Raw genomic sequence first — 24,046 nt, forward strand, 5'->3', positions numbered from 1 at the left:
TAATCTTCAGATAATAAAACGATTTCGGGCCAATAAAAAAGGGGCGCGGCATCACTGCCGCGCCCCACATGAGCGATTACTTGCTCTTTTTCAGGTGGCTCATCAGGCGCTTGCGCTTACGCATCTGGGTCGGCGTCAGCAGGTTGCGTTTGCCGGCGAACGGGTTGTCCCCCTCTTTGAACTGGATGCGGATCGGCGTCCCCATCACGTTCAGCGAGCGGCGGAAGTAGTTCATCAGATAGCGTTTGTACGAATCGGCCAGATCGCTGACCTGGTTGCCGTGGATCACCACGATCGGCGGGTTGTAACCGCCGGCGTGGGCATATTTCAGCTTCACGCGGCGGCCGCGCACCAACGGCGGCTGGTGATCGTCAACCGCCATCTGCATGATTTTGGTCAGCATCGAGGTATTTACGCGGCGGGTTGCGCACTCGTAGGCTTCCTGCACCGATTCGAACAGGTTGCCGACGCCGCTGCCGTGCAGCGCGGAAATGAAGTGCACGCGCGCGAAGTCGACGAAGCCCAGACGCAGGTCGAGCATCTCTTTCACGTGCTCGCGATCTTCTTCGCTCATACCGTCCCACTTGTTGACCGCAATCACCAGTGAGCGCCCACTATTGAGGATAAAGCCGAGCAGCGAGAGATCCTGATCGGAGATGCCTTCACGCGCGTCGATCACCAGCAGCACGACGTTGGCGTCTTCAATCGCCTGCAGGGTTTTGATCACCGAGAACTTCTCGACGGTTTCGGTCACCTTGCCGCGTTTACGCACCCCGGCGGTGTCGATCAGCACATATTCGCGTTCGTCGCGCACCATCGGAATGTAGATGCTGTCGCGGGTGGTGCCCGGCATGTCATACACCACCACGCGCTCCTCGCCGAGGATGCGGTTAGTAAGCGTAGACTTACCAACGTTCGGACGACCGACGATCGCCAGTTTGATCGGCAGATCCTGCGGGTTGAACTCTTCTTCCGGCTCTTCGTCTTCTTCGCCTTCCAGCGTTTCGCCGTTTTGCTCGGCCCAGTAAGCGGCGTTGGCCTCTTCCTCGGTCAGCTCGACGTCTTCCGGTTTTTCCGGCACGAACGGCACCAGCACGTGTTCGATCAGTTGGGTCACGCCACGGCCGTGGGAAGCGGCGATAGCGAACACTTCACCCAGGCCGAGCGAGTAGAAATCGGCGGTGGCGGTATCCGGATCCAGGCCGTCGGTCTTGTTGGCCACCAGGAAGGTCGCCTTCTGGCGGCTGCGCAGGTGCTGAGCGATGCCCTGATCCGCCGGCATCAGGCCGGCGCGGGCGTCGACCATGAACAGCACGATATCCGCCTCTTCGATCGCCAGCAGCGACTGACCGGCCATGCGCGTTTCGACGCCGTCTTCGGTGCCGTCGATACCGCCGGTATCGACGATGATGAATTCATTGCCTTCGATTTCAGCACGACCATACTTGCGGTCACGCGTCAGCCCCGGGAAATCCGCCACCAGCGCATCGCGCGTATGGGTTAAACGGTTGAACAAGGTGGATTTACCCACATTCGGGCGCCCGACCAGCGCGACGACAGGTATCATTGTTGAAGCCTCATTACTTAATAATCAATGCGTTACTGCACTGTGGATAGACACCAGCGGTGCAGCTTATAAAAATACGAAACGGCCCCTGAACATTCAGGAGCCGTTTTCAAGCCTTGCGACGAGCGGCGTTAGCGGGTGAAAGCGTAAACTTTCCCGCCGCGAGCCTGGATGACCAGCTTGTCGCCGGCCACCATCGGCGCAGACAGGAAGCCGGAGCTGTCCACTTCCTGCTGGGCGACAAAACGGCCATCGGTGGTGTTGATCCAGTGCAGATAGCCTTCGGCGTCACCGGTCACCAGATAACCATTATACATCACCGGCGGCGTCAGGTTGCGGTGCAGCAGATCGCTCTGCGTCCACACGGTCACGCCGCCTTCAGTGCTGAGCGCGACGACGCGATCGTTCTGGTCGATCAGGTAGATGCGGCCCGCGTCGACGATGAAATCGTTCACCGAACCCAGCTCGCGTTTCCAGATGATCTGACCGGAACGCAGATCCAGCGCCGTCAGGTTGCCGTTGTAACCCAGCGCGTAGACCACGCCGTCAACGATCACCGGCGTGGTGTCCACGTCGTTCAGGCGATCGATTTCGGTCGCGCCGCTCGGCTGAGAAATGCGCTGTTGCCAGATCAGTTGACCCTGCTGCATCAGCACGGCGCTGACGCGGCCGTTGTCACCGCCGACGATGGCGGCGCCAAAGGCGACGGCCGGCGCGGATTCACCGCGCAGCGACAGCGAAGGCATGTCCAGGTTAACCGTCCATTTTACCGCGCCGTCGGCCTCGTTCAACGCCTGCAGCATGCCGTTGGAGGTGTGCACCAACACCATGCCGTCGCTGACAACCGGACGGGAGATCGCTTCGCCGGCCACTTTGGTCTGCCAGGCGATGGCGCCGTCGGCGGTGTTCAATGCGTAAACCACCGCTTTTTCGCTGCCGACGTAAACCTTGTCACCCGCGACCGTCAGGCCGCCCGACAGCAGCGCAGACAGGTTGCTGGAGAAGAAACCGGTCTTCTCGGAGAGATTGACCTTCCACTTCTCGTTGCCGCTGTCGGCGTCCATCGCTTTCACGATGCCGAAGCGATCGGCGGCGTAAATGGTGCTGTCCTGATAAGCCGGACGCAGGTGGGAGTAATACTCACCGATACCGTCGCCCACCGAGGTGCTCCACGCCTTGTTCGGCGTAAACTGATTTTCAACTTTCGGCAACGGCGACATGGTAACCACGTCTTCTTCGCTGTTAAACAGCGAGCAACCACTCAGCAAGGCAGCGGAAACCAGTCCGACCAAGAGTGTTTTACGCAATTGCATGGGAATTCCCCTTAGCTGGACAAGTTATTCAATTTCATGCGCAGCAGAACCTGCAGCGCCTGAGAAGCGTTGGATTCAATGCCTTTGCTGTAAGCTTCGCGCGCGCCCTTGGCGTCGCCCTTGGCCAGCAGCACATCGCCGCGCACATCCTGCATCATCGCCGCCCAGCCTTCGCCTTTCACGCCATCCAGCGTTTTCAGCGCTTCATCCAGCTTTTTCTCCTGCAGCTGGACGCGCGCCAGACGCAGATCGATCATTGCCAACAGGTTGTCGTCTTTGGTCTGGCCCTGCGCCAGCGCCAGTTGTTGTTCCGCCTTGGCGAAATCATTCTGTTCGACAAAGTGCTTGGCCAACTGCAGCGCGGCCAATACGCCGTAGCTGTTGCCGTTAGCCTGGACAAATTTCTCCGCGGCAGCCACGTCATCCGGCTTGCCGGCCGCCAGACGATCGCTGGCTTCCTGATAGGATTGCGACGCAGCCATCATGTTGGAGTTTTCATGGCTCTGCCAGTAACGCCAGCCAACCAGGGCACCAATTCCGAGCACCACGCCCACCGCCAGCGCTTTGCCGTTCTCGGCAAAGAACCGACGCAGTGCGTCGACTTGTTCGTTTTCAGTGGTATAGACTTCCACGGTGTCCTTCTCCTTAACCTAACATCAAAGCCAGACGCGCAGCGACTTCGCCTTGCGCCAGCGTTTCTTGTTCACCACTGCGCAGGTCTTTCACCACCACCTGCTGCGCCGCCACTTCGCTCTCACCCAGGATCAGCGCGATGCGCGCGCCCCATTTGTCCGCACGGGTGATCTGCTTCTTGAAGTTGCCGCCGCCGTAATTGGTCATCAGCTTCAGCTGCGGCGCCGCGTCGCGCACCTGTTCAGCCAGCTGCATCGCCGCGCTCTGGGTGCCCGCGCCGGAAGAGATGACGTACACGTCGATAGCCGACGGCGCCTTGAATTCCGGGTTAACCGCCTGCACCAGCAACACCAGGCGCTCGAGGCCCATGGCGAAACCGACCGCCGGGGTAGCACGGCCGCCCAATTGCTCGACCAGGCCGTCGTAACGGCCGCCCGCGCAGACGGTGCCCTGCGCGCCCAGGCTGGTGGTTACCCACTCAAACACGGTGCGGTTGTAGTAATCCAGACCGCGCACCAGGCGCTCGTTAACGGTATATGGGATACCTGCCTGCGCCAAAAGTTCACACAGACCGGCGAAGTGAGCACGGGATTCTTCGTCCAGGTACTCGGACAGGCGCGGCGCGTCGTTCAACAGCGCCTGCACCTCAGGATTTTTGGAATCCAGCACGCGCAGCGGGTTGCTGTACATGCGGCGTTTGCAGTCTTCGTCCAGCACCTCGACGTGCTGCTCCAGGAACGCCACCAGCGCGTCGCGGTAGTTGGCGCGCGCCTCCAGAGAACCGATGGAGTTCAGCTCCAGCTTGACGTGCTCGGCGATGCCCAGCGCTTTCCACCAGCGGGCCGTCAGCAGGATCAGCTCGGCGTCGATGTCCGGGCCTTGCAGGCCGAACACTTCCGCGCCCAGCTGATGGAACTGACGGTAGCGGCCCTTCTGCGGGCGCTCGTAGCGGAACATCGGGCCGATGTACCACAGACGCTGTTCCTGATTGTACAGCAGACCATGTTCGATGCCGGCGCGCACACAGCCAGCCGTCCCTTCCGGACGCAGCGTCAGGCTTTCGCCGTTGCGGTCTTCGAAGGTATACATCTCTTTTTCCACGACGTCGGTCACTTCGCCGATCGCGCGTTTGAATAACGGGGTCTGCTCTACAATCGGCAACCGGATTTCGCTGTAACCGTAGCTGCCCAGCACCTGCTTGAGGGTGCCTTCAATACGCTGCCATAATGCCGTTTCTTCCGGCAGGTAGTCGTTCATGCCGCGAATGGCTTGAATGTTCTTTGCCACGTGAGTTCTCTGTCCGTTGTCTGTAAAAATGAACCTGATTATAGGGACTTTGCCGCCCGGTATTCAACGCGGATGCGGTTTTCTGCCCTTCAGGTTCATAAACAAGCGGGCCAACAGGCCCGCCGTGTAGCAATAACGCTTATTTTTCCAGCAGGTTGACCGTGATGCGGTTGCTTTCGTCCATCATCGCGGCCTTAGCGCGAATTTTCGCTTCCAGCTGGTCGATCATCTGTTCGTTGTCGAAACGCTCTTTCTGGCGCACGCCGTCTTCATAGAAGCCGCTCTTCTTGTGGCCGCCGGTCACGCCCATGGTGGACACCAGCGCTTCGCCCGGGCCGTTCACCACGCAGCCGATGATCGAAACGTCCATCGGCGTGATGATGTCTTCCAGGCGCTGCTCCAGCGCGTTCACCGTGCCGATCACGTCGAATTCCTGACGCGAACAGGTCGGGCAGGCGATGAAGTTGATGCCGCGCGCGCGAATGCGCAGCGACTTCAGGATATCGAAACCGACCTTCACCTCTTCAACCGGGTCCGCCGCCAGCGAGATGCGCAGGGTGTCGCCGATGCCTTCAGACAGCAACATGCCCAGGCCGATGGCCGATTTGACCGACCCGCTGCGTGCGCCGCCGGCTTCGGTGATGCCCAAATGCAGCGGCTGATCGATGCGCGAGGCCAGCAGGCGGTAAGACTGCACCGCCAGGAACACGTCCGACGCCTTGACGCTGACCTTGAACTGATCGAAGTTGAGGCGATCGAGGATGTCCACGTGGCGCATGGCAGATTCCAGCAGCGCTTCCGGCGTCGGTTCGCCGTACTTTTCCTGCAGGTCTTTCTCCAGCGAGCCGCCGTTGACGCCGATGCGAATCGGGATGTTCTTGTCGCGGGCGCAGTCCACCACCGAGCGAATGCGCGATTCGTTACCGATGTTGCCCGGGTTGATGCGCAGGCAGTCTACGCCGTATTCGGCAACCTGCAGCGCGATGCGATAATCGAAATGGATATCGGCGACCAGCGGCACGTTGACCTGCTGCTTGATCAGCTTGAACGCCTCGGCGGCGTCCATGGTAGGAACCGAAACGCGGACGATGTCGACGCCCACGCGCTCCAGCGCTTTGATCTGATTAACCGTTGCTTCAACATCGGTGGTACGGGTGTTGGTCATCGACTGCACGGCAATCGGCGCGCCATCACCAATAGGCACCTTGCCGACGTAAATGCGTGTAGATTTTCGACGGTTGATGGGCGCTTGGTTATGCATTACTTACTCTCCATTGCTGCTCTGACATCACGACCGGGGCCGCGCGATTACTGCGCGGCGACGGTCAGGCGAGCAACACGGTTTGACTTAACGAACCGGCTTAAATCAACCGGTTTACCCTGATACTGGATCTGTACTGCCGCCGGCGCGCCGATGGTCAACTTATACGGCGCAGTGCCGGCCAGGTTCAGCTTGCCGCCCTTCTTCTGGGTGCCGCTGAACAGCGTTTTACCGCTCGCGTCGCTCACCTGTAGCCAGCAGTCGGCGGAGAAGTCCATTACCAGCGCGTTCGGATCGGCCGCCGGCGCAGCCACGCCCGCATCGGCGGTCGGCAGCGGCGCTTGTGCCGCCGGGGTGATTTCCGGCAGGGTAGTCTGGCTTGGCGACACCACGGCAGGCTGCTGCTGAGCCGTGCCCGGCACCTGAGCGGTAGCCGCCGGTGCCTGAGCCGCTGCGCCGGCATCGGCCGGCGCAGCGCTGTTGTCGGTCAACGGCACGTTGGTGCCGGCGTCGGCGTTGCCGTCGGTCAGCGGCACGGACTGCCCTTCGTTATTCTGTGAAAGCTGCGCGGAGGACTGATCGGCCATGGTGGCGATCTCTTCCTGCTGGGCCTTGTGGTTTTGCCACCACCAGGCGCCGGTCAAGCCGATCACCACGAACACGATAAGCCAGGTGAAGCTCATCAGCCAGCCGTCGCGTTTCTTGCGGCGCTTGCCCAGCGAGAAGCTTTGCATCGGCGCCACTTTCGCCATCTTCAACGGCGCCTGCTTGGCCAGCATCGGCAGCAGTTCGTCTTCCGGCAAATGCACCAGCTTGGCGTAGGAACGGATGTAGCCGCGCACGAAGGTGGACGCGAGGTCAGCAGACACGCTGTCTTCCTCGATATCGCGCACGGTGGACATTTTGAGACACAGGCGTTCTGCAACGGTCTGTTGGCTCAGCCCGAGTTGCTCACGGGCCTGACGCAGGCGCTGGCCCGTCGTCATGGATACGGTTTTATCTTGGGAGGCTTCAGTATTCATTAGCTAAGAACTGCTGGTACTGTTTGGATTGTGGAAAACTTCGCGCTAGCTGCTTGCCATAGCGTTGAACGCTATCCTGACGGCCGGCTAACGCGGCGAAACGAATCTGTAACCATAAGCTGCTGGCGCTGGCCGGCAGAACATGCTGATAAACATCCAATAAAAGTTGCGACTGGGCGCGCTTCCCTTCTCCAAATTGCTTTTCGGCCTCCGCCAACAGCGGAGTGCCTTTGTCCGGATCGACCTTCAGCGCGCGGCTCAACAGCGTGCGCGCCTCATCGTTTTGTCCGGCCTTGAGAAAACAGTAACCTGCGTTTTCCAGGCTGTCGGCGACCTGGCCATAATCGGGCGCCAGCGCCGCAGCGCTAAACTGCTGTTGCGCCGGTACATACTGCCCTAAACCGCAAAGAAACGCACCGTAATTATTCAATACGGTGCCATTGCCTGGCGCAAGTTTGAGCGCTTGCCGATAACGCTGTTCGGCCGCGGCATTTTCACCGATCCGCTGCGCGTAGAGCGCCATGCCCAACTGCGTGCGGTAATCCTGCGGGGCCGCGTCCAGCGCCTTTTCCAGGTTCTGGCGCGCGGCGTCCATGTCGCCTTGCTGCAGGTACTCCAGGCCCAGTTGCAACCGCGTCTGGCCCGCCTCAGAGACTTGTGCTTCCTTTTCCGGCGCTGAACCGGAACACCCGGCCAACAACCCGGCCGCCAGCCACACACCCCACAGTTTCAGCTTCATGCCCGCATTCATTTCCTTATCGGCCGTCAGCTAACGCCCGCCAGCGACACGCTTGCGCATAACAGGCTGTTAGATAACAAAAAATGGTGCTATAGGATTCAGACCGCTCGTACGTTGATAGGTTCCCCGGCCATTTTCTTCTTCAGGGTACGCTTGGTACGGTCGATCACTTCACCCGCCAGTTGCCCGCAGGCGGCGTCGATATCGTCACCACGGGTTTTACGAACAATAGTCGTAAAGCCGTATTCCATCAACACCTTGGAGAAACGATCCACTCGGCTGTTGGAGCTGCGGCCGTAGGGGGCGCCCGGGAACGGGTTCCATGGGATCAGGTTGATCTTGCACGGCGTGTCTTTCAGCACTTCCGCCAGCTGATGCGCATCGTCGGTGCTGTCGTTGATATGATCCAGCATCACGTACTCGACGGTCACGCGGCCCTGATTGGCGTTGGATTTTTCCAGATAGCGACGCACCGCGGACAGGAAGGTCTCGATGTTGTACTTGCGGTTGATCGGCACGATCTCATCGCGGATGGTGTCGTTCGGCGCATGCAGCGAGATCGCCAGCGCCACGTCGATCATGTCGCCCAGCTTGTCCAGCGCCGGCACCACGCCGGAGGTAGACAGGGTCACGCGGCGTTTGGACAGGCCAAAGCCGAAGTCGTCCAGCATGATTTCCATCGCCGGCACCACGTTGTTCAGGTTGAGCAGCGGCTCGCCCATGCCCATCATCACCACGTTGGTGATCGGGCGTTGGCCGGTCACCTTCAGCGCGCCGATGATCTTCGCCGCGCGCCACACCTGGCCGATGATTTCCGACACGCGCAGGTTGCGGTTGAAGCCCTGCTGCGCCGTCGAACAGAATTTACACTCCAGCGCGCAGCCTACCTGCGAGGAGACGCACAGCGTCGCGCGGTCGGCTTCCGGGATGTACACGGTTTCGACCTGCTGATCGCCGACTTTAATCGCCCACTTGATGGTGCCGTCGGCCGAACGCTGTTCTTCCGCCACTTCCGGCGCGCGGATTTCCGCCACGCGCTGCAGCTTGCCGCGCAGGACTTTGTTGATGTCGGTCATCTGCTCGAAATCGTCGCAGCAGTAGTGGTAAATCCACTTCATCACCTGATCGGCGCGGAACGGTTTCTCGCCCATTTCGGCGAAGAACTCGCGCATTTGCTGGCGGTTCAGGTCCAGCAGGTTGATTTTGGCCGCAGCCGGTTGCTCCACGTTAACGGAGGGGGTAGTCAGCGAATTATTTTCAGACACGGTGTGCTCGGACGTGATGGGTTCTAACATAATGATCTCTGGCCTCGTTATTACACGTTATGGCGCTAAAGAATGGACAGTAAGTTGTGCATTTCAGCCCGCATGATTCGGGTGGCGGCACTAAAAACACGCCCCTGACAAGTCGTCTTATCAGGGGCGCGGCATTGTACAAATTTTAGTAGCGGGTGGCTACGGCTGAAAGGCATTCAGGGCATTTTTATTGTTTCAGCCGGTGAATGCCTGGCTATCAGCTCAGAAACGGCACGATTAACGTGCGCAGATTTCGCTTTCGTTGAAGAAGTAAGCGATTTCGCGCTGAGCAGATTCAACGGAGTCGGAACCGTGCACGGCGTTAGCGGTGAAGCTGTCCGCGTAGTCGGCACGCAGGGTACCGGCCAGCGCGTTGTCCGGGTTGGTTGCGCCCATGATGTCGCGGTTGCGCTGCACGGCGTTTTCAGATTCCAGAACCTGCACCATGATTGGGCCGGAGGTCATGAACTCAACCAGACCGTCGAAGAATGGGCGGCCTTTGTGCTCAGCGTAGAAGCCTTCAGCTTGCTCGCGAGTCAGACGCAGCATTTTAGCGGCGATGATTTTGAAACCGGCGCGCTCGAAACGCGCATAGATAGCGCCGATGTCGTTGTTGGCTACAGCGTTTGGTTTAACGATGGAAAAGGTACGTTCTACGGTCATGATGGCCTCTGTATGACTTCCAAAACAGGCCGGTCTGCAATGTTGCCGGCCTTCTCAAGTGGCGCAGATTATATGTGCGCCGTTAACGCTTGCCTACGGGAAAATCAACATTTCATTAAAAAAATATGATCTTCATGGGCCATTTTCGACAACGTGGCGGCGCTACTGGGTCTTGTCGGTAGACGGGATCAAATTGCGCAGCCAGCTGCCCCAGCGGCGCTGATAAAACGGCTGCGTATGGGAGATCAGATAGTGGCTGATGCCGCGCTCTTTCTCCGACACCAGGCAGAAATCCACCGGTTCGTCGTTCGGCGCCGTTTCGCTGGCGACGCTGCCGGCCTCGTTGATCAACGCCTCGATCTCCGCCGGCTCGGCGTCCACTTCCAGCCCGATCAGCAAATTCGGCTTCTCGTCCGCCGCCTGGTCGTGCATCAGCGCCAGAAACGCGCGGCGCACCGGCTTGCGCTGGCTGAACAGCGTGGTCAACGCGTCCACCATCGCCGACGGATACTCTTCGGGCTGCCCCAGCAGGATTTGGGTCTCTTTGTCGACGTAATGCTCCACCGGTTTGACAATGCCGCCGGTCGCCAGCAGCATCGCCACCTCTTCCGGATAGAACTCCTTGCCGTATTCCGCCTTCGGGTTGAGGAACAGATCAGCGCCCTGGGTGATTTCGAACAACACCCGCGCCGGCATAGCGATAAACGGCTGTTCGTCCTCAACGGCCTTCTGCAATGCCTCCAGCGAGGTGAAGAACGGAATGATGCTGCCGCCGTCCTGCTTCTCCCAATGCTGGATATTGACCGGCGTATCCGCGTTCAGCGCGATGTCGCCGTCCTGCTGCACCTGCTCGCTGTCGCCGAGGATCAGCACCGTGGCGTCGAGCAATTCACGGAAGAACGCCGGGCGGTGGGCCGGCTCCGTCACCGCCAGCTTCAGCAGGCGTTCAAGTTCGTTCTCGCTCGGGTGGCATCGTGATGATGGGCACTCATGGCAAACTCCAGGGATCAAATAGCGAGGCCCAGCATGCTGGGCCCCGAAGATAATGCGCATTCTAGCGCCCGACGCGGCGGGCGTTCAATTATTTGGCTTTGCTCAGCAGCAGATTGGCCAGGGTACGCACGCCCAAACCGGTCGCGCCGGCCGACCACTGCTCCACCGCGCCTTTGCGGTAGGTGGCGGAACAGTCGATGTGCAGCCAGCCTTGCTGGTAATTCTTGACGAAGTGCGACAGGAAGGCCGCCGCGGTGCTGGCGCCGGCGGTGTAGGCCGGGCCGGCCACGTTGTTCAGCTCGGCGAAGTTGGACGGCAGCTGGCTGCGGTGGAACTCGGCCAGCGGCAGACGCCAGAACGGCTCTTGTTCGGCGGCGGCGCTGCTCAGCAGCTCCTGCGCCAGCGCGTCGTCGAAGCTGAACAGCGCATGGTAGTCGTTGCCGACCGCGGTTTTGGCCGCGCCGGTCAGGGTGGCGCAGTCGATAATCAGCTGCGGATTCTGCTCAGAAGCGTCGATCAGGCCATCGGCCAGCACCAGGCGCCCTTCCGCATCGGTGTTCATCACCTCAACGGTTTTGCCGTTGCGGTAGCGAATGATGTCACCCAGTTTGAAGGCGTTGCCGCTGACCATGTTGTCGGCGCAGCACAGGTACAGTTTCACGCGCTGCTTCAGGCCGCGCGCCGCCGCCAGCGCCAGGGCGCCGGTGATGGTGGCCGCACCGCCCATGTCAGCCTTCATCGAGTCCATAAAGGCGCTCTGTTTCAGGCTATAACCGCCGGTATCGAAGGTGATGCCCTTGCCTACCAGGCAGGCAAACACCGGCGCGTCCGGGTTACCGGTCGGGTTGAAGTCGAGCGCCAGCAGCACCGGTGGGCGCTCGGAGCCGCGGCCGACGGTGTGGATGCCGGCATAGTTCTGCTCGCGCAGATCTTCACCCTTGGTGATGCGGTAGCTGACGGCATCGCAGCCGACGTCGCACATCAGATCGACGGCGCGGGTCGCCAGTTGCTCTGGCCCCAGCTCTTCCGCCGGCATGTTGATGGTGTCGCGCACCCAGTCAACGATCTTCAGGCGCTTATCCAGCTCCTGACGCGCGGCTTCCGGCAGCTCGGCCCATTCGACGTTGCGCTGCCCTTTCGGCCCGCGGTAACCCTGCCAAAACGCCCAGCTGTTTTCCAAGTCCCAACCGTCGCCGGCCAGCTTGACGTTTTTGATGCCCTGACCGTCAATTTTGCGGCCCGCGCGCTGGATCGCGCCCAGCTTGTCGGCGCCGGTCAGGTGGATGGTCATCCCTTCGCCGTTGGTGCTGAGCAGCGCTTTTTCGCCCCAACGGGCGTCGGCAGGTTGTTGCGACAGCGTGACCTGCATGAATTCTGTTGTCATAGCCTTCTTACTCCGGATTATTCTTTTATTAATCTTGTCGGATACAAAATAAACGGGCCGCCCATGGCAGCCCGTTACGCTATTTACTCCGCTTCATCTAACCAGACCAGCAGGATCGCTTCCAGTATTTTTTCGTTGGAAGCCTGCGGATCGTCGTCGAACTCTTCGAGATCGCAGATCCACTGATGCATGTCGGTAAAACGCACGGTTTTCGGATCGGTGTCCGGGTATTGGTCGTACAGGGCTTCGCCGATTTCTCGGCTGTCGGTCCACTTCAGTCCCATTATGATCTCCGGGTTGGCGCTGCGGCTAACAATTAATGCTCACGCGCGTGGTTGACGGTGTAGCGCGGCATTTCGACCACCAGATCTTCGTCGGCGACCAGCGCCTGGCAGCTCAGACGGCTTTCCGGCTCCAGCCCCCACGCTTTGTCCAGCATGTCGTCTTCCAGCTCACTGCTCTCTTCCAGCGAATCGAAGCCTTCACGTACGATGCAGTGGCAGGTGGTGCAGGCGCAGGATTTCTCGCAGGCGTGCTCGATTTCAATGCCGTTGCGCAGCGCAACGTTGAGGATCGACTCCCCTTTTTCGGCTTCCAGAACCGCCCCTTCCGGGCAAAGATCTTGATGGGGCAGGAAAACAATTTTAGGCATGGTTAAACCTCATCCACAGAATGGCCAGCCAGCGCGCGGCGAATGGAAGCGTCCATGCGGCGCGCGGCAAAATCTTGCGTTTGTGCATCTAATGTTTTGATGGCGTCTTCGATAGCGGCGGGATCTTCCCCCTGCACCGCCTGCTGCAACGCCTGGGTCGCGGCGGCGATCGCCTGGCTTTCCGTCTCGCTCAGCAGCGCGGCGTCGGTGGCCAGCGCGCCCTGCAGGCTTTCCAGCACCCGCGCGGCTTCCACGCGTTGCTCCGCCAGCTTGCGCGCGCCCACGTCGCTTTGCGCGTTGGCCATCGAATCCTTGATCATGCCGGCGATTTCGCTGTCCGACAGGCCGTACGACGGCTTGACCTGGATCGACGCTTCAACGCCGGTGGATTTCTCCATTGCGGTGACGCTCAGCAGACCGTCGGCATCCACCTGGAAGGTAACGCGAATGTGCGCCCCCCCGGCAGGCAGCGGCGGCAGGCCGCGCAGCGTGAAGCGCGCCAGCGAACGGCAATCCTGCACCAGCTCACGCTCGCCCTGCAGCACGTGGATCATCATCGCGCTCTGGCCGTCTTTGAAGGTGGTGAACTCCTGCGCGCGCGCCACCGGAATGGTGGTGTTGCGCGGGATCACTTTCTCCACCAGGCCGCCCATGGTTTCGAGGCCCAGCGACAGCGGGATCACGTCCAGCAGCAGCATGTCGCTGTCCGGCTTGTTGCCCACCAGGATGTCGGCCTGGATCGCGGCGCCGATGGCGACCACTTTATCCGGATCGATCGACGTCAGCGGCGTGCGGCCGAAGAAGGCCCCCACCTGCTCACGCACCAGCGGCACGCGGGTGGAACCGCCGACCATCACCGCTTCCAGCACCTCGTCGGCGGCGACGCCGGCGTCTTTCAGCGCGCGGCGGCAAGCCATCAACGTACGTTTCACCAGCGGAGCGATCAATGCTTCGAACTGGGCGCGGGTCACCTCGCCCTGCCAGCCGGCTACCTCAACGCGCACGCTGTCGGCATCGCTCAACGCGATTTTGGCGGCGATAGCGGCATCCAGCAGCTGGCGCTGCACGCCGTGGTCGCTGCGATCGGCCACGCCGGCCTGCTCGCGCAGCCAGTCGGCCAGCAGGTGATCGAAGTCGTCGCCGCCCAGCGCGGAATCGCCGCCGGTGGCCAGCACTTCGAACACGCCGCGGCTGAGGCGCAGAATGGAGATATCAAAGGTGCCGCCGCCCAGATCGTAAACCGCGATCACCCCTTCCTGGCCGGAATCCAGCCCGTAGGCGATCGCCGCCGCAGTCGGTTCATTCAGCAGGCGCAGGACGTGCAGGCCGGCCAGACGCGCCGCGTCTTTGGTGCCCTGGCGCTGCGCGTCGTCGAAGTAGGCGGGAACGGTGATCACCACGCCATCCAGCTCGCCTTCCAGCGCCGCTTGCGCGCGCGCGGACAGGGCCCGCAGGATATCGGCGGAGACGCCGACCGGGTTAACCGGGCCGGCGGCGGTGACGATCAGCGGCAGGCCGTTGTCGCTGGCCTGGAATTGATAAGGCAAGTTCGGGTAACGTTGCTGCACGTCCGCCAACGAGCGGCCCATCATGCGTTTGATGGAGCTGACGGTATTGGCCGGATCCTGCGCCGCCTGTTGGCGCGCCTCCCAGCCGACGCGCTGCGCGTCCGCCTGATAATGCACCACCGAAGGCAGCAAATGGCGGCCCTGTTCGTCGGCCAGCGTTTCCGCTTGCCCACTGCGCACCGTGGCGACCAGCGAGTTGGTGGTGCCTAAGTCGATGCCGGCGGCCAGACGTCGCTGGTGCGGCGCGGCGCTGAGGCCAGGCTCACTAATTTGTAATAAGGCCATGTTGAAGCTTCCACAATCAGAATCAGAAGGTGTTACTCAAAACCCAGCAGTTTTTCTTCGAGTTGTTCAACCTGTTGCTGGAGTTTGTCCAAAAAGCGCAGCTTGCGCACGGTGTCGGCGGCATCCGCCCACTGTTCACTGTCCAACTGCTGCAGCATCAGCGCGCTGCGCTGCTTGATGGAGACGGCCAGCCGCGCGCCGAAATCGGCCAGCAGGCTTTCCGCCTCCGGCTTGCGCTCAATGGCGTCGAGCTCTTCGCGCAGTTCCAGCTGTTCCATCAGGAACGCGATGTCGCGCATCGTATGCTGTTCGTTGCCCAGATCGAAGCCGTGCAAAGATAGCATATACTCCGCGCGTTTTAACGGGTGCTTCAGCGCCTGGTAGGCTTCGTTGATGGTCGCCGCCTGCTGCAACGCCATCAGGCGTTCGCGCTCCGGCTGGTTGGCGAAACGATCGGGGTGGAATTGGCGCTGCAGATCCTGGAAGCGGGACGCAAGCAGGCTGCCGTCCACGGTGTAGCGAACTGGCAGCCCGAATAAAGTAAAGTAATCCATAGCGTGCTCTGGGCGTTAGCGGATGAAGTTCCCCCGCCGAAACGGGGGAGCACGATGGACTGTCAGACGTTGAAACTCTCGCCGCAGCCGCATTCGCTTGAGACGTTCGGGTTGTTGAACTTGAAGCCTTCGTTCAGGCCTTCCTTAACGAAATCAAGCTCGGTGCCGTCAAGGTAGACCAGGCTCTTGCCGTCGATGATCACCTTGATGCCTTTGTCTTCAAACACGATGTCGTCATCGTTGGCTTCGTCAACAAATTCCAGCACGTACGCCATCCCGGAGCAGCCGGAAGTTCGCACTCCCAGACGCAGGCCGAGACCTTTGCCGCGGTTCGTCAAAAACGCCTGAACACGCTGCGCAGCGCTGTCGCTCATGGTAATAGACATCACAACCTCACACTTCACATCAAAGCCCGGCGCAGCCGGGCCGACTCAGACAAATTACTTGGCGCTATGCTTGCTCTTATAGTCGGCAATCGCTGCTTTGATGGCGTCTTCAGCCAGGATCGAGCAGTGAATTTTGACCGGCGGCAATTCCAGCTCTTCGGCGATCTGGGTGTTTTTGATCGCTTCAGCCTGATCGAGCGACTTGCCTTTCATCCATTCGGTCACCAGCGAGCTGGAGGCGATGGCGGAACCGCAGCCGTAAGTTTTAAAGCGCGCGTCTTCGATGATGCCTTCATCGTTAACCTTGATCTGCAGCTTCATCACGTCGCCGCAGGCCGGCGCCCCTACCATGCCGCTGCCGACGGTAGGATCTTCGTTGTCGAAAGAACCCACGTTGCGCGGGTTTTCATAATGATCGATTACTTTTTCGCTGTAAGCCATGACCTTGCTCCTGAAACCTGAGAATTAATGATGCGCCCATTCGATGCTGTTGATGTCCACGCCCTGCTTGAACATCTCCCACAGTGGGGACAGATCGCGCAGACGGCCGATGGATTTACGCACCAGTTGAATGGTGTAGTCGATCTCTTCTTCCGTGGTGAAACGCCCCAGGGAGAAACGGATCGAGCTGTGCGCCAATTCATCGCTCATGCCCAGCGCGCGCAGCACGTAGGACGGCTCGAGGCTGGCGGAGGTACAGGCTGAACCGGAAGAAACGGCCAGGTCTTTCAGCGCCATGATCAGCGACTCGCCTTCAACGTAGTTGAAGCTGACGTTCAGGATGTTCGGTGCGCCGTGCTCCAGATCGCCGTTCAGATACACTTCTTCCATATCTTTCACGCCGTTCCACAGACGATCGCGCAGGGTGCGCAGACGCGCCATCTCTTCGGTCATCTCTTCTTTGGCGATGCGGTAAGCTTCGCCCATGCCGACGATCTGGTGGACAGGCAGGGTGCCGGAACGCATGCCGCGCTCGTGACCGCCGCCGTGTACCTGCGCTTCGATGCGGATGCGCGGCTTGCGGCGCACGTACAGCGCGCCGATGCCTTTCGGGCCATAGATTTTGTGGCCGGAGAACGACATCAGGTCGACTTTCAGCTTGCTCAGATCGATAGGCAGTTTGCCCACGCTCTGGGTGGCGTCAACGTGGTAGATGATACCGCGCGCGCGGCACATTTCGCCGATCGCTTCGATATCCTGCACCACGCCGATTTCGTTATTGACGTGCATGATGGAGACCAGAATGGTGTCATCGCGCATCGCCGCTTCGAGATCCTGCAGGCTGATGATGCCGTTGCTCTGCGGCGCCAGGTAGGTCACTTCAAACCCTTCGCGCTCCAGCTGACGGCAGGTGTCCAGCACGGCTTTGTGTTCGGTTTTGCTGGTGATGATGTGCTTGCCTTTTTTCTGGTAGAAATTGGCAGCGCCTTTGATCGCCAGGTTGTCGGATTCGGTCGCCCCGGAGGTGAAGACGATTTCGCGTGGGTCGGCGCCCACCAGTTCGGCGATTTGGTTACGGGCGATGTCTACCGCCTCTTCCGCCTGCCAACCAAAACGGTGGGAACGGGAAGCCGGGTTGCCGAAAGTGCCGTCCAGGGTCAAAAACTGCATCATCTTCTCAGCAACGCGCGGGTCGACCGGCGTCGTTGCTGAGTAATCCAGATAAATCGGTAATTTCATTGCTCTTGTGCTCCGTACATCACTTCCAAAAACTAAAAAAATTTCGCCAGCTGCTTATGCGCGCAGATTAACGTTGATAGTTTCTTGCGGACGACCGTTGGCCGTGCGGCGCGTATCGTTGTTTTGACGATCCGCCACCACCAGCACTTCCTGGTTATTGACCAGTTCTGCCAGCGTAATGTTGTTCAGGAACCCGCTGATGCGCTCGCTCAGATCGCGCCACAGGGCGTGGGTCAAGCAGCGATCGCCGCCCTGACAGCCTTCTTTGCCCTGGCAACGGGTTGCATCTACCGATTCATCGACGGCAGTGATGACAGCGCCAACGGCGATCTCACCCGCGTCTTTACCCAGCAGATAACCACCGCCCGGACCACGCACGCTGGCCACCAGGCCGTTCTTGCGCAGACGGGAGAATAATTGTTCCAGATAAGAGAGCGAAATACCCTGGCGTTCGGAAATGTCCGCCAGTGGTACCGGCCCTTCCTGGGAATGCAGCGCTACGTCAAGCATAGCGGTTACGGCATAACGGCCTTTGGATGTCAGTCTCATAGCTCAATGGTTACCTGTTGGTCAAATATGGCCGAAAGTCTGACATTCCTGAGTAAAACAGTCAACTATTTAACCTAGTAATTGACTCAAGTATTAGCACGTTTTGAACTTAGCAAGAACAAAGGTATATAAAATACATGTTATAACCTTTGGATAACTAATACTATTGTCGCCCACCGTTATGCCACATCAATTAATTACCTTGATGTTTATCCTGTTTCTCGATCGACGTCAGCATGCCGCGCAGGATATTCAGCTCCTGCCCTTCCGGGCGCGCGCGGGTGAACAGCCGACGCAGGCGGCTCATCACCTGCCCCGGATGGGACGGGCGAATAAAGCCGGTGCGCTGCAGCGTCTGCTCCAGATGCTGATAGAAACGCTCGAGGTCATCCACCAGCGGATACGGCGTCTCTTCCAGCTGCGGCGCGCCCGCCTGTTGGCGATCGAGGTAAGCCACGCGCACTTCATACGCCAGTATCTGCACCGCCATCGCCAGGTTCAGCGAGCTGTAGTCCGGGTTGGCCGGAATGGCGACGTGGTAGTGGCACTTCTGCAGTTCATCGTTGGTCAACCCGACGCGTTCGCGGCCGAACACCAGCGCCACCGGCGCGTGTTCGCCCTCGTGCACCGCGCGCACGCCGCATTCACGCGGCTCCAGCATCGGCCACGGCAAGGTGCGAGAACGTGCGCTGGTGCCCACCACCAGGCTACAGCCGGCGATGGCGTCATCGAGGGTATCGACGATAGTGGCGTTGCCGATCACGTCGCTGGCACCGGCGGCCAGGGCGATGGCCTGAGAGTCGGGTTTGATCAGCGGATTAACCAGATAAAGGTTGGTTAAACCCATGGTTTTCATGGCTCTGGCGGTCGAGCCCATGTTGCCGGTATGTGAAGTCTCTACCAGAACAATGCGGATATTGTGCAGCATACAAACTCTGAGCGTGGCGGAAAATCGCAGCATCTTAACACAGCCATAGGCAATTTGCCGAACAGCTGCTATACTTCGCGCCGTTTCCTGTTCTTTAACATCCTAGTTGGAAGATACCCATGCATCCGATGCTGACTATCGCCGTGCGCGCTGCGCGCAAGGCCGGTAACCTGATTGCCAAAAACTACGAAACCCCGGACGCTGTAGAAGCGAGCCAGAAAGGGACCAATGACTTCGTCACCAACGTCGATCGCGATGCAGAGCATCTGATCATCGACGTCATCCGCAAGTCTTATCCGCAACACAGTATCGTGAGCGAAGAACGCGGTGAGCTGATCGGCGAAGATCGCGATGTGCAATGGGTGATCGATCCACTGGATGGCACTGCAAACTTCATCAAACGTTTCCCTCATTTCTCCGTTTCCATCGCCGTACGCATCAAAGGCCGTACTGAAGTGGCCGTGGTCTACGATCCGATGCGCAACGAACTGTTCACCGCCACTCGCGGCCAGGGCGCACAGCTCAACGGTTACCGCCTGCGCGGCACCAACGCCAAAGATCTGGATGGCACCATCCTGGCGACCGGCTTCCCGTTCAAGGTCAAGCAGCACGCAACGCCTTACATCAACATCGTCGGCAAACTGTTCACCCAGTGTGCAGACTTCCGCCGCACCGGTTCCGCCGCGCTGGATCTGGCCTATGTGGCCGCCGGCCGCGTAGACGGGTTCTTCGAAATCGGCCTGAAGCCGTGGGATTTCGCCGCGGGCGAACTGCTGGTGCGTGAAGCCGGCGGCCTGGTGACCGACTTCGTCGGTGGCCACAACCACTTCAGCTCCGGCAACGTGGTTGCAGGCAACCCGCGCGTAGTGAAAGCCATGCTGGCCACCATGCGTGAAGAACTGAGCGAAGCGCTGAAGCGTTAATCGCCAGAAGCGAATCGAAAAAAAAGCGCTGCCGATGCAGCGCTTTTTTTATGCCCGTTAGCGGGAGAAGGGCCGGATGCCGCCGCCGAATTCCGGCTGCGCGCTGACGTACAGCAACAGCCCCGCAGCCAACAGGATCAGGCCGCCGGCCAGCGCCAATGCCCCCCAGGCCACCGCGCTCCAGGCGGCGGGGGCACGCGAACGGCTGAGGCGCACCGCCAGCCGGCGACTGTAATGCACCAGCAGCGCCAGCATCGAGATGGTCAACGAGGTGCCGAACGCCATCGCCAGCGCGGAGATCACTCCCCAGCCGAACACGCCGATCACCTTGGAGAACAGCAGCACCAAAATCGCCCCCGAACAGGGGCGCATGCCCATCGCCAGCACGATGGCGGCCTGAGTGCGCCAGTCGCTTCCCGCCTGCAGCTCGCTGTCGCTCGGCAGATGCCGGTGGCCGCAGCCGCAGTGGGCGCTGTGCACATGATCCGCCGCCAGCGGCGTCAGGCTGTTGATGCACAGCGCCGGCGCCGGGCGCATCGCCTTGATCGCCGCAAACAGGCGTTTCAGCGCGAGCCAACTCAGCAGCACGCCAAGCAGCATCACCAGAATAAAACTGCCCTTTTCCAGCCAGAAGCTGCTTTGGTGCAGCTGGCGCGAAGAGAGCTGCAATACCACCAGCATCAGCGTGACCAGCGCGATCGCTACCCCACCCTGCACCAGCGAGGCGGCGAAGGTCAGCTTCAGGCTGCTTTTCAGCCGCGCCGGATGGGTAGCCAGGTAGGTGGCGATCACCACTTTGCCGTGGCCGGGGCCGAGCGCATGCAAGACGCCATAGCCGAGGCTGAACAGCATCAGCGCCAGCCCGGCCTGCTGCGGCGCGGCCTTCACCTGCTGCAACAGCCCCGCCATCTGCTGGTGCAGCGCTTTTTGCCATACCACGCTCTGCATCAGCAGCTGCGGCCAATAGTGCCACGCCAGCAGCGCGGCGGCCGCCAACGCCAGCGTGAACGGCAGCAGCGGCCACAGACCGAAGGCCCAGTGGCGTCGGTTCGTCGTCGGTGGTGAGAAATTTAACGACATTGCAGCGTCACCCGTTGGGCGAACTGCTGCCCCAGCGCCAGGTCTTCACCGGGCGAGTCGTTCTTGTCGAGCGACAGCGCATAGGCCTGCAGCGACGCATTCGGCTTCGGCGTCATCAGCTTATAGCTACACAGCTGCGCCATCTCCGGCGGCAGATGCAGCGCATTTTGGTCTTTATAGGTCATATCCACGAAATAAGTCGGATCGTAAGTAGAAAGTTCGAACGGCTTGCCCGCCAGCGGCTGTGGCTCGGCCAACGGCAGCACGAACTCCAGCACCGCCTGATTGCCCTGGCGCGACAGGTGATATTCGCTGGGCAAGTTCAGGTATTTCACCGGCTTGCCGTCGCGGTAAAGATCGGTGAAATAGTGCTGCCCCAGCACGTTGGCCATCACTTCCGCCGCCAGCTTTTTCCACACTTCCGAATCGCTCTTGGCGTTTTTCGCATCGTAGAGCAGATCCGCCGAGGTGATTTCATCCATCACCCACACCATTTTCAGGCCGACCAGCCGCTGGTCTTTGGCGACGAAGGTGGTATTCATGTCGATAAAGCTGTGCGGATGCGCGATCGCACCGGCGCTGAACACGGCGCCGAAGGCAGCCAAAAGACGACGTAACTTCATCATTATCCTGTCTTACCTGCATTTGTTATAACGTAACACAAATAAATACCGAACGGCCCGCCTCTCCCGGCAATATTTGTGACGAAAGTTGTAAGCCGAAGTAAAAGCCGCGCGGTAACCCTGCCATTACAAAGCCTTTTGCTATGCTTAGGCATAATCGCAACCTTTTATGCCGGAAGGTGATAATGAGCCTGGACACCTCTCCCGTGCCCGAGCTCTCCGGACAACAACGGCGCTGCCATCTGCTGCTGATGCTGTACACGCCGGAGCCCGAGTTACAGCTGGAGACCCTGAGCCGAATCAACGGCGTCGCCCCCCCGATAACCCGGCAAGATATAGCCGAGGTGGCCAGTGAAATCCAGCGTTTCCACCACCTGGAGATCGCCGTCGATCACGATCGTGGTTACCAACTGCGGGGCAGCACGCTCGACCAGCGCCTGTGCCTGATCCATTGGCTGCGGCGGGCCCTGCGCTGCAGCCCGCAATTCGTTGAAGGCGATTTCGCCCCGCGCCTGCGGCACGCGCTGGCGGCCGATGCCGCCCCGGCGTCTGCGCTGGCAGAGGCGATCGATGCCTGCGAGCCGCTGCTCAACCGCCGCTTCGATGCACGCGACCGCCAATTCCTGCAGCATTATCTGCTCTACTGCGCCTGGCAAAATCGCCTGCGGCAGCATCCGCGTTTCGACGCCGTTCAGCGTGACTGGCTGCGGCAAAAACCGGAGCAGCAGGCCGCCGCCTGGCTGCATCAGGCCTGCAACCGGCTGTTTAATCAGCCGCCGCAGGCAGACGAGCGCGATTTTTTGGCGCTGACGTTTACCATGTTGAAAAATCACAGCTACCACAGCAACGACTCCGCGCAGGAACAGCGGCTGATGACGGCCATCGACAGCATGGTCGAGCGCTTCCAGCAACTTTCCGGCATGGCCTTCAGCAGCAAAACTGAGCTGGTCAGCCAGCTGTTCGCCCACCTGGCGCCGGCGCTGGAGCGCTGCCGTTTCGCCATCGGCATCGACAATATGCTGCTGGAAGAAGTGGTGCGCAAATACCCGCGGCTGATGCGCACCACGCAGGAAGCGCTGAAACCGCTGGAGCAGGAATACGGCGTGCATTTTTCCAATGAGGAGGCCGGCCTGGTGGCCATCAGCTTCGGCGCCTGGCTGATGCAGGACAACGCGCTGCAAGAAAAACAGGTGCTGCTGCTGACGCTGGACAACCCGCAGTTGGAAGAAGAAGTGGAATACCAGATCCGCGAGCTCACGCTGCTGCCGCTGAACATCAAGTACCTGCCGCTGAGCGACTATCTGCGCGGCGGCGCGCCGCAGGGCGTCATGCTGGTGATCACCCCTTATGCGGCGGTGCACAGCGATCCGCACCCGCCGCTGATCTATACCGAACTGCCGCTGGAAACCCGGCAGCGCCAGGCGATCCGCGCGCTGCTGGAAGCCCCTTAATCAGCGGCTGACGCTGACCGCCGGCGGCCGGATGAACAAGGCCGGCACCGCGACCGCCGCCATCACCCAGAATACCCCGCCCTGCCAATGTTCGAACAGGAACCCGGCAATGACCGTCATGACGGCGATGCCGCCGCCCATCGCCAGCGCAGAATAGACCGCCTGCAGCCGGATCACCTCTTGTCCCTGGCGTGCGGCGATAAAGCGCATCGCCGCCAGATGGCAGACGGTGAAGGTGCCGCAGTGCAGGATCTGGATCAGCAGCAGCCAGCCCAGCTCGGTGCTGTAGGCCATCAGGCTCCAGCGCAGCACGCCGCAGCAGGCGGAGAGCAACAGCAGGTTGCGCGCATTCCAGCGGCGGAACAGCACGTTGCTGCTGGCGAAAATAATCACCTCCGCCACTACGCCGAGCGACCACAGATAGCCGATGGTCGAGGCCGAATAGCCCGCCTCCTGCCAGTAAATGGAGCCGAAGCTGTAGTAGCCGGCATGCGCCCCCTGCAGCAGCGTGACGCACAACAGGAAGCGCCAGACCGGCCCTTCTTTCAGCAGTGCCCACAGCGAGCGCTCAGCTCCGCTGTGCGTGCGCGCTTCGCCCTGCGGCATGACGCTCGGCTTCAGCAACATGCCCAGCAGCATCGCCAACACGCTGAAGATCAGGCTGTAGAGAATCGCGTTATGGCCCCACACCGCCACCAGCTGCCCGGTCAGCGCCGAGCCGATGACGAACGCCAGCGAGCCCCACAACCTTACCCGGCCGTAGTCCATGCGGATCTGCTTTTGCCAGGTGCCGGCCAGCGCGTCGGTCAGCGGCACCAGCGGCGAGAAGAACAGGTTGAACCCCGCTATCACCAGCATCAGCCAGCCCCAGCCGTTGCCAAAGCAAAAGCCGACCGCGAAGGCCAAGGTCAGCAGCGCCAGCAGGCGCAGGGCGGAGACTAAATGAGAGGGATCTTTAACGCGGGGTGCAATCAGTAAACTGCCGAGGAAGCGGGCCACCAAGCCGGCACCGAGCAACATGCCGATGGTTTCCGGCGCGATGCCCTCGCCTTTCAGCCACACGCCCCAGAACGGTAAGAAAATGCCATAGGAAAAGAAGTAGGTGAAATAACTGAGAGCGAGCCAACGCGTTGATTGCAGAACCATGATCCCTCCGGAGTGAGGGCAATACTTTGACAGAGCTCACACTGCCCCGCAATCGTCATTCCAC

At 60.4% G+C, this 24,046-nt stretch carries 25 protein-coding genes; 2 read left to right on the forward strand and 23 right to left on the reverse strand.

From position 1 onward, the window contains the following. Positions 1–76: 76 nt before the first annotated feature. The 20 genes from der to trmJ all read right to left on the reverse strand — a co-directional run bounded on the left by der (position 77) and on the right by trmJ (position 18,759). The gene (gene der / locus AC4PR2_RS13695) at positions 77–1,567 is read right to left on the reverse strand and encodes a ribosome biogenesis GTPase Der (protein WP_019452357.1); all 1,491 of its coding nucleotides are present in this window, start codon (positions 1,565–1,567) and stop codon (positions 77–79) included. 131 nt (positions 1,568–1,698) lie between these two features. Next, the gene (bamB, locus tag AC4PR2_RS13700) at positions 1,699–2,880 is read right to left on the reverse strand and encodes an outer membrane protein assembly factor BamB (RefSeq protein ID WP_060424928.1); all 1,182 of its coding nucleotides are present in this window, start codon (positions 2,878–2,880) and stop codon (positions 1,699–1,701) included. A gap of 11 nt (positions 2,881–2,891) precedes the next feature. Beyond that, a complete protein-coding gene (locus AC4PR2_RS13705) occupies positions 2,892–3,512 on the reverse strand; it encodes a YfgM family protein (RefSeq protein ID WP_033635592.1) in 621 nt (206 codons plus the stop codon). A gap of 13 nt (positions 3,513–3,525) precedes the next feature. Next, positions 3,526–4,800 carry a histidine--tRNA ligase gene (hisS, locus tag AC4PR2_RS13710; protein ID WP_060424931.1) on the reverse strand — a complete coding sequence of 425 codons (1,275 nt, stop codon included), beginning with the start codon at positions 4,798–4,800 and terminating at the stop codon, positions 3,526–3,528. Positions 4,801–4,939: 139 nt separating this feature from the next. Continuing rightward, complete coding sequence (gene ispG, locus AC4PR2_RS13715; protein ID WP_016929756.1) at positions 4,940–6,061, reverse strand: flavodoxin-dependent (E)-4-hydroxy-3-methylbut-2-enyl-diphosphate synthase; 1,122 nt, start codon at positions 6,059–6,061, stop codon at positions 4,940–4,942. A gap of 47 nt (positions 6,062–6,108) precedes the next feature. Further along, positions 6,109–7,083, reverse strand: coding sequence for a cytoskeleton protein RodZ (rodZ, locus tag AC4PR2_RS13720; RefSeq protein ID WP_492175234.1), 975 nt, complete (start codon positions 7,081–7,083; stop codon positions 6,109–6,111). Beyond that, positions 7,073–7,822 carry a type IV pilus biogenesis/stability protein PilW gene (pilW, locus tag AC4PR2_RS13725; protein ID WP_063990649.1) on the reverse strand — a complete coding sequence of 250 codons (750 nt, stop codon included), beginning with the start codon at positions 7,820–7,822 and terminating at the stop codon, positions 7,073–7,075. The genes rodZ and pilW overlap by 11 nt, the downstream gene beginning before the upstream one ends. Before the next feature lie 98 nt (positions 7,823–7,920). After that, positions 7,921–9,117, reverse strand: coding sequence for a dual-specificity RNA methyltransferase RlmN (gene rlmN, locus AC4PR2_RS13730; protein ID WP_004941426.1), 1,197 nt, complete (start codon positions 9,115–9,117; stop codon positions 7,921–7,923). A 237-nt stretch (positions 9,118–9,354) separates the two neighbouring features. After that, positions 9,355–9,780: a nucleoside-diphosphate kinase gene (ndk, locus tag AC4PR2_RS13735; protein WP_004941424.1), complete on the reverse strand. Its 426-nt coding sequence runs from the start codon at positions 9,778–9,780 to the stop codon at positions 9,355–9,357. Positions 9,781–9,942: 162 nt separating this feature from the next. After that, positions 9,943–10,791, reverse strand: coding sequence for an enhanced serine sensitivity protein SseB (sseB, locus tag AC4PR2_RS13740; protein ID WP_492175237.1), 849 nt, complete (start codon positions 10,789–10,791; stop codon positions 9,943–9,945). Positions 10,792–10,861: 70 nt separating this feature from the next. Beyond that, positions 10,862–12,157, reverse strand: a complete 1,296-nt coding sequence (pepB, locus tag AC4PR2_RS13745; RefSeq protein ID WP_033635597.1) for an aminopeptidase PepB — start codon at positions 12,155–12,157, stop codon at positions 10,862–10,864. An 83-nt stretch (positions 12,158–12,240) separates the two neighbouring features. Then, entirely contained in the window at positions 12,241–12,441 is a 201-nt protein-coding gene (gene iscX, locus AC4PR2_RS13750; protein WP_006327336.1) for a Fe-S cluster assembly protein IscX, read from the reverse strand. A gap of 32 nt (positions 12,442–12,473) precedes the next feature. Continuing rightward, positions 12,474–12,809, reverse strand: a complete 336-nt coding sequence (fdx, locus tag AC4PR2_RS13755; protein ID WP_004941417.1) for an ISC system 2Fe-2S type ferredoxin — start codon at positions 12,807–12,809, stop codon at positions 12,474–12,476. A gap of 2 nt (positions 12,810–12,811) precedes the next feature. Then, positions 12,812–14,662 (reverse strand): Fe-S protein assembly chaperone HscA, encoded by a 1,851-nt coding sequence (hscA, locus tag AC4PR2_RS13760; RefSeq protein ID WP_060424938.1) that lies wholly within the window; start codon positions 14,660–14,662, stop codon positions 12,812–12,814. Positions 14,663–14,694: 32 nt separating this feature from the next. Beyond that, positions 14,695–15,216 (reverse strand): co-chaperone HscB, encoded by a 522-nt coding sequence (gene hscB, locus AC4PR2_RS13765; RefSeq protein ID WP_336948815.1) that lies wholly within the window; start codon positions 15,214–15,216, stop codon positions 14,695–14,697. A gap of 62 nt (positions 15,217–15,278) precedes the next feature. Continuing rightward, on the reverse strand, positions 15,279–15,602 hold the full coding sequence (gene iscA / locus AC4PR2_RS13770) for an iron-sulfur cluster assembly protein IscA (protein ID WP_004941410.1): 324 nt from the start codon (positions 15,600–15,602) through the stop codon (positions 15,279–15,281). 54 nt (positions 15,603–15,656) lie between these two features. Further along, positions 15,657–16,043 (reverse strand): Fe-S cluster assembly scaffold IscU, encoded by a 387-nt coding sequence (gene iscU, locus AC4PR2_RS13775; RefSeq protein ID WP_004941408.1) that lies wholly within the window; start codon positions 16,041–16,043, stop codon positions 15,657–15,659. 24 nt (positions 16,044–16,067) lie between these two features. Then, complete coding sequence (iscS, locus tag AC4PR2_RS13780) at positions 16,068–17,282, reverse strand: cysteine desulfurase (RefSeq protein WP_015378780.1); 1,215 nt, start codon at positions 17,280–17,282, stop codon at positions 16,068–16,070. Between the two features lie 54 nt (positions 17,283–17,336). Then, on the reverse strand, positions 17,337–17,831 hold the full coding sequence (gene iscR / locus AC4PR2_RS13785) for a Fe-S cluster assembly transcriptional regulator IscR (RefSeq protein WP_004941404.1): 495 nt from the start codon (positions 17,829–17,831) through the stop codon (positions 17,337–17,339). Positions 17,832–18,024: 193 nt separating this feature from the next. Further along, on the reverse strand, positions 18,025–18,759 hold the full coding sequence (trmJ, locus tag AC4PR2_RS13790; protein WP_025303916.1) for a tRNA (cytosine(32)/uridine(32)-2'-O)-methyltransferase TrmJ: 735 nt from the start codon (positions 18,757–18,759) through the stop codon (positions 18,025–18,027). A gap of 119 nt (positions 18,760–18,878) precedes the next feature. On the opposite strand from trmJ, the gene suhB reads away from it, so the two are divergent. Further along, the gene (gene suhB / locus AC4PR2_RS13795) at positions 18,879–19,682 is read left to right on the forward strand and encodes an inositol-1-monophosphatase (protein WP_004941400.1); all 804 of its coding nucleotides are present in this window, start codon (positions 18,879–18,881) and stop codon (positions 19,680–19,682) included. Positions 19,683–19,739: 57 nt separating this feature from the next. Here suhB and AC4PR2_RS13800 read toward each other — a convergent pair whose 3' ends face one another. Both AC4PR2_RS13800 and AC4PR2_RS13805 read right to left on the reverse strand, forming a co-directional pair. Beyond that, the gene (locus AC4PR2_RS13800) at positions 19,740–20,762 is read right to left on the reverse strand and encodes a nickel/cobalt transporter (protein ID WP_492175243.1); all 1,023 of its coding nucleotides are present in this window, start codon (positions 20,760–20,762) and stop codon (positions 19,740–19,742) included. Next, on the reverse strand, positions 20,753–21,388 hold the full coding sequence (locus AC4PR2_RS13805; protein WP_033651572.1) for a DUF1007 family protein: 636 nt from the start codon (positions 21,386–21,388) through the stop codon (positions 20,753–20,755). Before AC4PR2_RS13805 ends, AC4PR2_RS13800 begins: the two co-directional genes overlap by 10 nt. 182 nt (positions 21,389–21,570) lie before the next feature. Here AC4PR2_RS13805 and csiE point away from each other — a divergent pair, with 182 nt between their 5' ends. Then, positions 21,571–22,836: a stationary phase inducible protein CsiE gene (gene csiE / locus AC4PR2_RS13810; RefSeq protein ID WP_147840199.1), complete on the forward strand. Its 1,266-nt coding sequence runs from the start codon at positions 21,571–21,573 to the stop codon at positions 22,834–22,836. Here the strand turns inward: csiE and AC4PR2_RS13815 are convergent, their stop codons facing one another. After that, positions 22,837–23,982: a 3-phenylpropionate MFS transporter gene (locus tag AC4PR2_RS13815; RefSeq protein ID WP_038874523.1), complete on the reverse strand. Its 1,146-nt coding sequence runs from the start codon at positions 23,980–23,982 to the stop codon at positions 22,837–22,839. Between the last annotated feature and the right edge of the window lie 64 nt (positions 23,983–24,046).

The sequence above is a fragment of the Serratia sp. A07 genome, from assembly GCF_058725505.1.